Genomic DNA, 11,858 nt, shown 5'->3' on the forward strand with positions numbered 1-11,858 from the left:
AAAGGTAGCAAATGAAATCAATTGATAGTTTCTTTAAGAAAGTTGCTTTTCTGTCGGCAATTTCATTTGCAGCCATGAGTTTTTCAGTATTGGCTGCGGAATCCCAGACTTTAGCTCAACAACAAGCAGCAGCAAAAGCAGCTGCGGCTGCGGCAGCAGCAAAAGCAGCTGCGGCTGCGGCAGCAGCAAAAGCAGCTGCGGCTGCGGCAGCAGCAAAAACATCGGCAACCATTGCTGCAACAGCAAGACCCGTCGTTAGCCCCAGCTCTGTTGCATCCACCACAAGCACAAGTTCGACCAAGGTAGTCTCATCACCCGCAACTACTTCTACGTCCACTCCTGCTACTGCAAACAAAACTACAACTCAAACTGTTGCTGTTAAACCCTCGGCCAACTCAATATCAGGAAGTTATGACAAATCAACCAATCAGTCTACAAAACCAGGCGGCCCTACGGATAGCAATAACTTTGCGAGCACCTCACCAACGTCGCAATAATATCTGGAGCTATTAAATAAAAAGCCTCCACTTGGGAGGCTTTTTAATATGAATTTGGCGGAACGGACGGGACTCGAACCCGCGACCCTCTGCGTGACAGGCAGATATTCTAACCAACTGAACTACCGCTCCAAATAACATCAGGTACTGCAACTACATGAGCCAAAAAATTTGGCGTCCCCAGGGGGATTCGAACCCCCGTACTCACCGTGAAAGGGTGATGTCCTAGGCCTCTAGACGATGGGGACCTAGACTACTTTGTACGTCTTTTGTTCTGAAATCTTGGTGGAGATAAGCGGGATCGAACCGCTGACCTCTTGCATGCCATGCAAGCGCTCTCCCAGCTGAGCTATACCCCCGAAATCTCGCAATAAAACCACAAGAGAATCAAAACAATCCAAGATTTTAGCCTATTTTTGTGCAACTGCGCAAATTACCCACTAGACAAGCCTGGAGAGCCTATTTACCACCTCTTCCTTCCCCAATACAACCAAGACAGCATCAATTGCTGGCGTTTGGGTGGTGGCAAATAAGCCATAACGAACGGGCATCGCAAGTGCGGGCATTTTGAGTTGATGCTTAGCTAATACCTGTTTAAATGCAGCGCCATAAGACTCCTTGCTTGGCTCTGCAGTTTTAATCGCCTCAATCAAATCATTCAATGCAGGTTTGATTGCCTCAGGAATATTTTCTGCAATTTGTTCGGATGTTAGTTGCGGTGCTGGCAGATAAAAAAGTTTTGAGCCCTCTGCAATTTCAATCAAAGTGTTCGCTCTATCTTTTAGCAACCCAACAACTTGAACAAAGTCTGGCCCATGTTCGGTATCAATTCCCAACTCGTGAGCAAATGGCTTTGTTACTTCCGCTAACTTCGCTGCATCTGCATTTTGAATATATTGATGATTTAGCCAAAGTAATTTCTCAGGGTTGTGCTGTGCAGGGGATCGGCCAAGACTTTCAAGGTCAAACCAGCCTACAAATTGCTCCTTAGTAAACACTTCAGCATCGCCATGAGACCAACCTAATCTAGCTAAGTAGTTCAAGATTGCTTCCGGTAAATAACCAGCTTTCTGGTAATCACGCACGCTCATTGCACCATTACGCTTGCTCATCTTTTCACCGGCATCATTGAGGACTGTTGGCAAATGGGCATAGATTGGCGGTGTGCCACCAAGCGCTTTCATGATGTTGATTTGTCTTGGTGTGTTGTTTACATGATCATCACCTCTGATGACATGTGTAATCTTCATATCAAGGTCGTCTACAACAACGCAGAAGTTATAAGTAGGCGTTCCGTCTGGCCTGGCAATAATAAGGTCATCCAACTCATCATTAGAGATTTCAATTTGACCCTTCACTGCATCATTCCAGATAACTGATCCTCCAATGGGATTTCTAAAGCGAATGACTGGCAATACGCCATCGGGTATGGCCGGCAATGTTTTTCCTGACTCAGGCCTCCATAAGCCGTTGTAACGTGGCTTTTCCTTATTTGCCATTTGCTGATCGCGAAGACGGTTCAATTCTTCTTCGCTCATGTAACAGGGATAAGCTAATCCTGCATCTAGCATTTGCTTGATCACTTCACGATAGCGATCAATCCGCTGCATTTGATAAATAGGACCTTCATCAATATCCATGCCCAACCAGGCCATACCCTCGATAATCACATCAACGGCTTCTTGAGAAGATCGCTCTAAGTCGGTATCTTCGATTCGTAGAATGAAGTCACCCTTGTTATGACGAGCAAATGCCCACGGGTAAAGTGCGCTACGAAGGTTTCCCAAATGTATAAAGCCCGTGGGACTGGGGGCAAAGCGTGTACGAATATGCATAAACCGCATTATCTCAGGTCGGCATATTGAACGGCAATTTCAAAAAAAGTGGATACTTTCACTCATGAATGAGCTTCTTGTATTTATTTGTGATGGCGCCCCAGTTCGAGGGGAAATTGTTTCTATCGGCTCTGCCTGGCAAGCCGTCCTTGAGCGTCGCAATGACCCCCCTGCAGTACGTAAAATTCTCGGTGATTTCGTTGCTGCCGCCACCCTACTTAGCGCTAGCCTCAAATTTGATGGCACCCTAATAATTCAGGCCCAAAGTAAGGGTCCAATTCAGCTTCTAGTAGTTGAGTGCAAATCCGATCTCAGCATGCGTGCTACCGTAAAGCTGTCTGTTGATGTATCTCAAATTAACGATAAAGCTACCCTAGGTGAGCTATTAGATGCCAGCAATTCTGGGCGACTAGTCATTACTTTAGATCCTGCTGATCGAGAGCCAGGGCAAGCACCCTACCAAGGAATTGTTGCCCTTCAAGAATATGACGGCGATGTGCTAAAACCAGTTGCAAATGCTGCTGAAGCAATCGCGCTTTATATGCAAAATTCTGAGCAATTAGATACACGAATTTGGCTGAGCTCAAATGATACGAATGTTGGTGGTTTACTATTACAACGCTTGCCTGATTCAGGTGGACATGCCCATCTTGACCCGCAACTAGCAGCAGAAGGCTGGTCTCGCATTCAGACGCTTGGAGAGACCATCACCCATGACGAATTACTTACTTTGCCACCTCAAACCATCTTAAGACGACTATTCCTGGAGGAGTCCATGGAATATGGCGTTAGAAGCTTCCCGGTGCGACCGATACGATTTGCCTGCACCTGCTCGCGCAACAAAGTGGCAGATGTACTCAGAATGCTTGGCGAAGATGAGGTGCAAGGGATTCTCGAAGAACGTGGTTCCGTTGAGACCATTTGTGATTTTTGCGCAAAACCATATCGCTTTGATGCGGTTGATTGCCTTCAGGTCTTTAAAACAGACTTATTAAGCGACGCCACAAGGCCCCCATCAAAGGGCCATTAGATCGAGCTATTGTTTTGTGGCAGGTGTAGAGCTAGATTTATCTGCAGGCAAAATTTGTACGAAAAACTCACCTTCTTTGATGAGACCATGCTCTACTCGCGCGCGCTCTTCAATCGCACGAGTTCCATCTTTTAGATCTTTGACATCGCCAGCAAGCTTGGCATTACGAAGAGCCAAGAGGCTATTTTTAGCCTCTTGAAGCTCTACTTGCTTCTCCATTTCATAAACTTTTAGCCATCCACCCTTACCGAGCCAAAGCGGAAACTGGATTGCTATTAGCAATACCAGCATGGAGTAGATGACAATACGCATAAATAACGAGTGTATTAGCGGCTGAGGTTATAAAAAACAGACTTACCTGGATAAGTCGCCACATCCCCTAAATCGTCTTCGATGCGCAGCAGTTGGTTGTACTTAGCAATACGATCAGAGCGAGATAGTGAGCCCGTCTTGATTTGGCCAGCATTGGTACCTACTGCAATATCTGCGATAGTGCTATCTTCCGTTTCGCCAGAGCGATGTGAGATAACTGCGGTGTAATTCGCACGTTTCGCCATTTCAATCGCAGCAAAAGTCTCGGTTAATGTACCGATCTGATTGATTTTGATCAGAATGGAATTAGCAATACCCTTCTCAATTCCTTCTTTCAAAATACGCGTATTGGTTACAAAAAGATCATCCCCAACCAACTGAATCTTTTTGCCAAGCTTCTTGGTGATATCAGCCCAGCCATCCCAATCACTTTCATGCATGCCATCTTCAATCGACACGATTGGGAATTGGTCAGCTAATGTGCCTAAATAGTCGGAGAATTCGCTAGAGTTTAGCTGCAAGCCTTCACCAGATAAATGATACTTACCATCTTTATAAAACTCGCTAGCCGCACAATCGAGTGCCAGCACAACATCTTCTCCGGCCTGATATCCTGCGCCTTCGATTGCCTTCATAATGGTTTGCAAGCACTCATGATTGCTCTTGAAGTTTGGAGCAAAACCACCTTCATCACCGACAGTCGTTGGCATGCCTTGTGAGCCGATAATCTTTTTAAGCTCATGGAAAATCTCAGCGCCACAGCGGAGTGCATCGCGGAAGCTCTCAGCACCTACTGGCATCACCATAAACTCTTGAATATCTAAACTGTTATTTGCGTGCGCACCGCCATTCACAATATTCATCATAGGAACGGGTAATTGCATGCCGCCCGAACCACCGAAATAACGATACAAAGGCAAGCCAGCTTCTTCTGCAGCGGCTCTAGCAACAGCCATTGATACCGCGAGAGTGGCGTTAGCGCCAAGGCGTGCCTTATTGTGAGTCCCATCTAAATCAATTAAGGTTTTATCTAGGAATGCTTGTTCACTGGCATCCAATCCAAGGATGGTTTCCGCAATTTCCACATTGATATTTTGAACAGCCTTTAAAACACCTTTACCTAAATAGCGTGATTTGTCACCGTCCCGTAATTCAATTGCTTCGCGTGAACCAGTAGATGCACCTGAAGGTACAGCTGCGCGACCCATTACCCCTGACTCCAGCAATACATCACACTCCACTGTTGGGTTGCCGCGTGAATCTAGAACTTCTCTACCAATGATGTCAACAATGGCGCTCATGCACCTTCTCCTTAAAACAATATGAAATTGGGTATCTAATAAACGTAATTATTCGAATTAACTACTTGAAACTATTTTCTAAAAATGAATTGCTGGATTTCACTACCTGATCAATCGACAGCAAGGACTCTAGTAATTCCTTCATGTGTTTGAGTGGTACCGCGTTTGGACCGTCCGAAAGTGCTTTAGTAGGATCGGGATGGGTTTCCATAAACAAACCGCTAATGCCAACTGCAACAGCTGCACGAGCTAATACAGGCACGAATTCTCGTTGGCCGCCACTAGAGCTCCCTTGTCCGCCGGGCAGCTGAACTGAATGAGTAGCATCAAATACAACTGGTGCATTGGATTCGCGCAGAATCGCAAGACTGCGCATGTCAGATACCAGGTTGTTGTATCCAAATGATGCGCCTCGCTCACAAACCATGAATTGATCAGGAAGATTTTTCTCGGCCGCCGCAGCTCTTGCCTTATCAATTACATTGAGCATTTCATGGGGGGACAAAAATTGCCCTTTTTTGAAATTGACTGGCTTACCACTTTGCGCACAGGCGCGAATGAAGTCAGTTTGTCTACATAGAAATGCAGGTGTTTGAAGAACATCCACCACTTCTGCGACTGGTGTGATCTCGGCAATATCATGAACATCAGTTAAGACGGGAACACCAATCTGCTTTTTGACTTTCGCAAGTATCTCGAGGCCCTTATCCATTCCCAGCCCGCGAAATGAATTTCCGGATGAACGATTCGCTTTATCAAAAGAAGATTTATAAATGAATGGGATATTGAGAGAGGATGTAATTTCCTTTAGCTGTCCCGCAACATCAATAGCAGACTGCTCTGACTCAATTACACAAGTACCGGCAATTAGGAAAAAACGTTGATCTAAGCCAACGTTATATCCACAAAGCTTGAAAGCGCTCATCTCAGGCTACCTGTTTCAGTGCGGCATCTTGATGAACAAGTGCCGCATTAATAAATGCTGAAAAGAGGGGGTGGCCATCGCGAGGCGTAGATGTGAACTCGGGATGGAATTGAACGCCAAAGAACCATGGATGCATGGATTCAGGCAACTCCATCATCTCGGGCAATGATTCATTTGGTGTTCTTGCAGAGATGACCAAGCCAGATTGTTCAAGTTTTGGCACGTAAATATTATTTACTTCGTAGCGATGGCGATGACGCTCATTCACTTCAGCACCATAAATTCGATTGGCAAGTGTATTTGGCTTGATTGGACAGCGCTGCGAGCCAAGACGCATTGTTCCACCCAAATCAGAATCATTAGTGCGCTTTTCAACACGACCTTCACGATCTAGCCATTCAGTAATTAAGGCAACCACCGGACTATCTGTTTCAGCATCAAACTCAGTGCTATTTGCTTTAGCAATATTGGCAACATGACGAGCAAACTCAATGACCGCTAATTGCATGCCCAGGCAGATACCTAAGTAAGGGACATGATTCTCACGTGCATACCGAATGGCAGAGATCTTGCCTTCTGTACCACGCTTGCCAAAGCCGCCGGGAACCAAAATTGCATCTAAGTCCTTCAGGCACCCCACCCCATCCTTCTCAATTTGCTCGGAATCAATGTAGTTGATGTTTACTTTTGTATGTGTATGGATGCCAGCATGGCGCAACGCCTCGATCAGAGACTTATAAGACTCTGTGAGTTCAACATACTTTCCAACCATGCCAATGGTGACTTCGTGTTTTGGATTGGCAAGCTCATAGACTAAGTTTGCCCAAACGGAAAGATCGGCAGGTTTAGCATTTAGCTCTAACTCACGGCAGATGAGATCATCCATACCCTGGGAATAAAGCATTTCAGGAATCTTGTAGATGGTATCGACATCCCAAACAGAGATAACAGCCTCTTCTCTTACATTTGAGAAAAGAGAAATTTTTGCACGCTCGTCATCTGGTATTGGGCGATCCGCACGACAGAGCAACACCGTCGGCATAATGCCAATTTCCCTTAACTTCTGAACAGAGTGTTGCGTTGGTTTAGTCTTTAATTCTCCAGCGCTATTGATATAAGGGACTAGCGTCAAGTGCACGAATGCGCAGCTATGTGCCGGTAGACGCAGGCTCATCTGTCTAGCCGCCTCCAGGAATGGGAGTGATTCAATATCACCGACCGTTCCACCAATTTCGCAAATGGCGATATCTGCCTTGCCATCATGGCTTGCTTTTGCACCACGCTCAATAAAAGCCTGAATCTCGTTAGTAATATGTGGAATAACTTGAACGGTTTTCCCTAAATACTCACCACGACGCTCTTTACTAATGACAGATTCATAAATCTGACCTGTAGTGAAGTTATTGCTCTTACGCATCTTTGCGGAAACAAAGCGCTCGTAGTGCCCTAAATCTAAATCGGTTTCAGCGCCATCTTCGGTAACGAAAACTTCACCGTGTTGCAGTGGGCTCATTGTGCCCGGGTCAACGTTGATATAGGGGTCTAATTTTAGGAGGGTGACTTTCAGGCCGCGGGATTCGAGAATCGCGGCAAGCGAGGCAGCTGCGATTCCTTTCCCTAAAGAAGAAACCACACCACCAGTGACAAAAACGTATTTGGTCATCGCTTAAGCTCTGTTGGAAAAAGTAATTATAACGATAGACGTGGGTAATTATTGGTTTTAAAACGGGGTAATATGTATTTATATGATGAAAAAAACGGCTTCCCTCCTCCTTTTTTCCGCTCTGATTGGTTTGGGGGGTGTTGCATTGGCGCAGACCATGGACTCGATTGTGGGCACATGGAAAACCTTTGATGATGAAACAAATCAACCAGCCGCCTTAGTCCAAATCAGTGAAAAAAATGGAGTTTTTTCAGGCGTTATTACCAAGGTGCTGGATACATCAGGATCCCCGACTTGTGAAAAATGCACCGATTCCAGAAAGGATAAGTCAATTCTGGGGATGGAAATCCTTTCTGACCTTAAAAAACAGGGTGAAAGCTACTCTGGTGGACATATTCTGGACCCGGACGACGGTGAAATCTATCGCGCAGAAATGAAATTAAAGGACCAGGGATCTAAATTGGATCTCAGGGCTTATATAGGCATACCCCTATTAGGCAGAACTCAAACATGGGTTCGCGAGAAATAGAGTCTATGCGCCTGCTATTTGCCGTCCTAGTCACGATCCTATCCCTCTTTTATTTCCTGCCTTTTGCTGTTGCATTCAATAAGAAACGGGCTAATACAGGAGCCATATTTGCCTTAAACTTGTTTTTGGGCTGGTCCCTAATTGGCTGGGTTGTAGCCTTGGTTTGGGCCCTGAAAGAGGAAGGCATTGTTTAAGGCAGCTTTTCCCTAAAAATGCTTAGGGTTTAAACTCTTATATAAGACTTAAATTAGCAACTATAATGGCCTCAATTGGGTAAAAATACCCTTTTGGCCTTTCTATTGATCACTTTTACCGCATAGGAACCACCATGTTAGACGCCTATAACGCCCAAGTTGCAGAACGTGCCACCCTCGGCATTCCCGCTCTTCCACTTACCAAAGATCAAGTAGCTGAATTAGTTAAGTTACTCAAGAGCCCTCCGGCAGGCAAAGAAGCCGAGCTAGTTGAGCTTATTGCCAATCGCGTTCCAGCAGGTGTCGATGAAGCCGCAAAGGTCAAGGCTGAGTTCTTAGATGCAGTAGCCAAAGGTACAGAAAAGTCGCCATTAATTACACGTATTAAAGCAACAGAGTTACTAGGCACAATGCTTGGTGGCTACAACATCAAACCATTGGTTGAGCTTCTATCTGATGCTGAATGTGGCGCTGCTGCGGCTGCCGCCCTCAAGAAAACCTTGTTGATGTTTGATTACTTCCATGATGTTCAGGAACTTGCTGAAAAAGGCAATGCAAATGCCAAGGCTGTATTGCAGAGTTGGGCTGACGCTGAGTGGTTTACCAGCCGCCCCGCTGTTCCAGAAAGCATGAAGCTGACTGTATTTAAGGTTACCGGTGAGACTAATACTGACGATCTCTCCCCAGCACCTGATGCTTGGAGTCGTCCAGATATCCCCTTGCATGCAACGGTCATGCTCAAGAATCCTCGTGCCGGTATCGAACCAGATGAAGCTGGTGTGCGCGGCCCGATGAAGCAAATCGAGGCTTTGCAAAAGAAAGGGAATTTGATCGCTTACGTTGGTGACGTAGTCGGTACAGGCTCTTCTCGTAAATCCGCAACTAACTCTGTGTTGTGGTGGACTGGTGAAGATATCCCATTTGTTCCTAATAAACGTTTTGGTGGTGTTTGCTTGGGCACCAAGATTGCTCCTATCTTCTTTAATACCATGGAAGATGCTGGCGCATTGCCAATCGAATTAGATGTATCTCAAATGAATATGGGCGATGAAATCGAATTGCGTCCATACGAAGGCAAAGCATTTAAAGATGGTAAAGAAATCGCCACTTTTTCTCTGAAGTCTCCAGTGATTTTTGATGAAGTACGTGCTGGTGGCCGTATTCCATTAATCGTTGGTCGTGGCTTAACTGCAAAGGCACGTGCCGCCCTCGGTTTACCTGCTTCTACTGAATTCCGTGTACCAGTAAGCCCTCCTGACAATAAAAAAGGTTTCAGCTTGGCGCAAAAGATGGTTGGTCGTGCTTGTGGCTTGCCAGAGGGACAAGGCGTTCGCCCGGGCACTTACTGCGAGCCGCATATGACTACTGTGGGCTCTCAAGATACAACTGGCCCAATGACTCGCGATGAGTTGAAGGATTTGGCCTGCTTAGGATTCTCAGCAGATTTAGTAATGCAATCCTTCTGCCACACATCTGCGTATCCAAAACCAGTCGATATTCGCACTCACCATGAATTGCCAGCATTTATGACTAATCGTGGTGGCGTTGCATTGCGCCCAGGTGATGGTGTTATTCATAGCTGGCTTAATCGCTTGCTCCTACCGGATACCTGCGGAACTGGTGGCGATAGTCACACACGCTTCCCAATCGGCATCTCCTTCCCTGCTGGTTCAGGCTTAGTTGCCTTTGCCGCAGCAACTGGTGTCATGCCATTGGATATGCCTGAGTCAGTATTGGTTCGCTTTAAAGGAAAGATGCAGCCTGGAATTACATTGCGCGACTTGGTAAACGCTATTCCTCTCTACGCAATTAAGAAAGGCTTGTTGACCGTTGAGAAACAAGGCAAGAAAAATATTTTCTCTGGCCGTATTTTAGAAATCGAAGGTCTGCCCGATCTGAAGGTTGAGCAAGCATTTGAGCTTTCTGATGCTTCTGCAGAACGCTCTGCAGGTGGTTGTGCAGTTCAATTGAACAAAGAGCCAATTATCGAATACATGCAATCTAATATCACATTGATGAAGTGGATGATTGCCAATGGTTATGAAGATAAGCGCACTTTGGGTCGTCGCATCAAGGCAATGGAGGCATGGATTGCTAAACCTGAATTGCTCAAGGCTGATGCGAATGCAGACTATGCCGAGATCATTGAAATTGATATGAACGATATCAAAGAGCCAATCTTGGCCTGCCCTAATGACCCAGATGATGTGAAATTCCTCTCTGAAGTTGCTGGTGAGAAAATTGATGAGGTATTCATTGGCTCTTGCATGACTAACATTGGCCACTTCCGTGCTGCCGGTAAAGTGCTTGAAGGTAAATCCGATATCCCAACTCGCTTGTGGATTGCGCCTCCTACCAAGATGGATCAAATGGTTCTCACCGAAGAAGGTTATTACGGTATTTTGGGCCGCACTGGCGCTCGTATGGAAACCCCAGGGTGCTCACTTTGCATGGGCAATCAAGCGCAGATTCGCAAAGGCTCTACCGCGGTTTCAACATCTACACGTAACTTCCCAAATCGTCTCGGCATTGATACACGAGTATTTTTAGCCTCAGCTGAATTAGCATCTGTTGCTGCCCTCTTGGGTCGCTTACCGACACCTAAGGAATACCTTGAGCAAGTAGAGTCACTCAATGCGAAATCAGCTGAAGTCTATCGCTATATGAACTTTGACAAGATCAAGTCATTTAGTGAAGTTGCGGATACTGTTAGCGTTTAAGAGTCTCTAGCCCAACGTTTTTCGGGCAGACATTAAAAAGGCGATCTAATGATCGCCTTTTTATTTACCGTGGCTTATAGGCACCATTTAAATACTGAGCTTGCCCTCTTGACGAGCGTTGGCACGGCTAAGACCAGGCGCCCAATCTTTTGTTGGTAAACCGGTTTTTTCCATTATTAATTTGGCACGCTTGGCAACATCTTTCCATTCGACCTCTAACTTTGGACCTTTAAATGCCATAGCCACCACATTGCAATCATGCGACTCAGGGAACAGCAATACCCTATCATCGAAGGCTTCACAGATATTTTTTAGGTTGACGTCAAAACTTTTATGCCGTGAAAAAAGGTTTACTGTCATTACGCCAGGACTTTTGAGAATATTGAAGCAGCCTTTATAGAAATCAAGCGAGCTAGCTGCCGGCCCATCGCATATGGCGTCATATAAATCAACCTGCACAGCATCAAACTGATTCTTATGACTAGTGGATTTGACAAAGACTTTGGCGTCAGTCTGTAATGTTTCAAGTCTACGATCGTCATCCGGGGTTGAGAACATGGAGCGTGCAGAGACAATCACTGCAGGATTCAATTCCACTACCGTTGTTTTTACTGCTGGGCAATAGCGATGTTGAAACTTAGTGAGCGCACCTGTACCAAGCCCGAGTTGGGCAACCCTCATTCCGGGCTTTGTCTCAAGAAACAAAAGCCAAGCCATCATCTGCTGGTTGTACTCTAGATAAATTTCATCGGGATCACGAATGCGCATTGCACCTTGAATTAAATCTGTTCCAAAATGCAAATACCGAATACCGCCACTTTCAGAAAACGTTACAGGCTCCATTGCGAGCAT

11 protein-coding genes and 3 tRNA genes are annotated in these 11,858 nt (G+C 45.7%); 5 read left to right on the plus strand and 9 right to left on the minus strand.

The genetic code is table 11. The features are described 5' to 3' along the window. Positions 1-11: 11 nt before the first annotated feature. Entirely contained in the window at positions 12-497 is a 486-nt protein-coding gene (locus tag IC571_RS05305) for a hypothetical protein (RefSeq protein WP_215317755.1), read from the plus strand. A gap of 55 nt (positions 498-552) precedes the next feature. Here the strand turns inward: IC571_RS05305 and IC571_RS05310 are convergent. The 4 genes from IC571_RS05310 to gltX form a co-directional block, all read right to left on the minus strand. Continuing rightward, a tRNA-Asp gene (locus IC571_RS05310) sits at positions 553-629 on the minus strand. A gap of 40 nt (positions 630-669) precedes the next feature. Further along, a tRNA-Glu gene (locus IC571_RS05315) sits at positions 670-745 on the minus strand. 35 nt (positions 746-780) lie between these two features. Further along, a tRNA-Ala gene (locus tag IC571_RS05320) sits at positions 781-856 on the minus strand. Between the two features lie 81 nt (positions 857-937). Beyond that, a complete protein-coding gene (gene gltX / locus IC571_RS05325) occupies positions 938-2,341 on the minus strand; it encodes a glutamate--tRNA ligase (RefSeq protein WP_215317756.1) in 1,404 nt (467 codons plus the stop codon). Positions 2,342-2,396: 55 nt separating this feature from the next. Here gltX and IC571_RS05330 point away from each other — a divergent pair, with 55 nt between their 5' ends. Then, positions 2,397-3,362 (plus strand): Hsp33 family molecular chaperone HslO, encoded by a 966-nt coding sequence (locus tag IC571_RS05330; RefSeq protein WP_215317757.1) that lies wholly within the window; start codon positions 2,397-2,399, stop codon positions 3,360-3,362. Between the two features lie 6 nt (positions 3,363-3,368). Here the strand turns inward: IC571_RS05330 and ftsB are convergent, their stop codons facing one another. The 4 genes from ftsB to IC571_RS05350 form a co-directional block, all read right to left on the minus strand. Next, positions 3,369-3,674, minus strand: a complete 306-nt coding sequence (gene ftsB / locus IC571_RS05335; protein ID WP_215317758.1) for a cell division protein FtsB — start codon at positions 3,672-3,674, stop codon at positions 3,369-3,371. A gap of 14 nt (positions 3,675-3,688) precedes the next feature. Further along, entirely contained in the window at positions 3,689-4,975 is a 1,287-nt protein-coding gene (gene eno / locus IC571_RS05340; protein WP_215317759.1) for a phosphopyruvate hydratase, read from the minus strand. A gap of 61 nt (positions 4,976-5,036) precedes the next feature. After that, the gene (gene kdsA / locus IC571_RS05345; RefSeq protein ID WP_215315267.1) at positions 5,037-5,900 is read right to left on the minus strand and encodes a 3-deoxy-8-phosphooctulonate synthase; all 864 of its coding nucleotides are present in this window, start codon (positions 5,898-5,900) and stop codon (positions 5,037-5,039) included. A 1-nt stretch (position 5,901) separates the two neighbouring features. After that, positions 5,902-7,563, minus strand: a complete 1,662-nt coding sequence (locus IC571_RS05350; RefSeq protein WP_215315269.1) for a CTP synthase — start codon at positions 7,561-7,563, stop codon at positions 5,902-5,904. Between the two features lie 82 nt (positions 7,564-7,645). On the opposite strand from IC571_RS05350, the gene IC571_RS05355 reads away from it, so the two are divergent. The 3 genes from IC571_RS05355 to IC571_RS05365 all read left to right on the plus strand — a co-directional run bounded on the left by IC571_RS05355 (position 7,646) and on the right by IC571_RS05365 (position 11,006). Further along, positions 7,646-8,092, plus strand: coding sequence for a DUF2147 domain-containing protein (locus IC571_RS05355; RefSeq protein ID WP_251373228.1), 447 nt, complete (start codon positions 7,646-7,648; stop codon positions 8,090-8,092). A 5-nt stretch (positions 8,093-8,097) separates the two neighbouring features. Further along, positions 8,098-8,286, plus strand: a complete 189-nt coding sequence (locus IC571_RS05360) for a superinfection immunity protein (RefSeq protein ID WP_215315271.1) — start codon at positions 8,098-8,100, stop codon at positions 8,284-8,286. A 134-nt stretch (positions 8,287-8,420) separates the two neighbouring features. Beyond that, positions 8,421-11,006, plus strand: a complete 2,586-nt coding sequence (locus IC571_RS05365) for a bifunctional aconitate hydratase 2/2-methylisocitrate dehydratase (protein ID WP_215315273.1) — start codon at positions 8,421-8,423, stop codon at positions 11,004-11,006. Between the two features lie 87 nt (positions 11,007-11,093). Here IC571_RS05365 and IC571_RS05370 read toward each other — a convergent pair whose 3' ends face one another. Beyond that, the gene (locus IC571_RS05370) at positions 11,094-11,858 is read right to left on the minus strand and encodes a spermidine synthase (RefSeq protein WP_251373230.1); all 765 of its coding nucleotides are present in this window, start codon (positions 11,856-11,858) and stop codon (positions 11,094-11,096) included.

It is taken from the genome of Polynucleobacter sp. MWH-UH2A (assembly GCF_018687195.1).
Taxonomy (GTDB): domain Bacteria; phylum Pseudomonadota; class Gammaproteobacteria; order Burkholderiales; family Burkholderiaceae; genus Polynucleobacter.

Coding starts and splice junctions, on each gene's coding strand:
- IC571_RS05365 (WP_215315273.1), top strand. CDS start 8,421: ATGTTAGACGCCTATAACGCCCAAGTTGCAGAACGTGCCACCCTCGGC.
- eno (WP_215317759.1), bottom strand. CDS start 4,975: ATGAGCGCCATTGTTGACATCATTGGTAGAGAAGTTCTAGATTCACGC.
- ftsB (WP_215317758.1), bottom strand. CDS start 3,674: ATGCGTATTGTCATCTACTCCATGCTGGTATTGCTAATAGCAATCCAG.
- IC571_RS05330 (WP_215317757.1), top strand. CDS start 2,397: ATGAATGAGCTTCTTGTATTTATTTGTGATGGCGCCCCAGTTCGAGGG.
- IC571_RS05355 (WP_251373228.1), top strand. CDS start 7,646: ATGATGAAAAAAACGGCTTCCCTCCTCCTTTTTTCCGCTCTGATTGGT.
- IC571_RS05370 (WP_251373230.1), bottom strand. CDS start 11,858: ATGCTCGCAATGGAGCCTGTAACGTTTTCTGAAAGTGGCGGTATTCGG.
- gltX (WP_215317756.1), bottom strand. CDS start 2,341: ATGCGGTTTATGCATATTCGTACACGCTTTGCCCCCAGTCCCACGGGC.
- kdsA (WP_215315267.1), bottom strand. CDS start 5,900: ATGAGCGCTTTCAAGCTTTGTGGATATAACGTTGGCTTAGATCAACGT.
- IC571_RS05305 (WP_215317755.1), top strand. CDS start 12: ATGAAATCAATTGATAGTTTCTTTAAGAAAGTTGCTTTTCTGTCGGCA.
- IC571_RS05360 (WP_215315271.1), top strand. CDS start 8,098: ATGCGCCTGCTATTTGCCGTCCTAGTCACGATCCTATCCCTCTTTTAT.
- IC571_RS05350 (WP_215315269.1), bottom strand. CDS start 7,563: ATGACCAAATACGTTTTTGTCACTGGTGGTGTGGTTTCTTCTTTAGGG.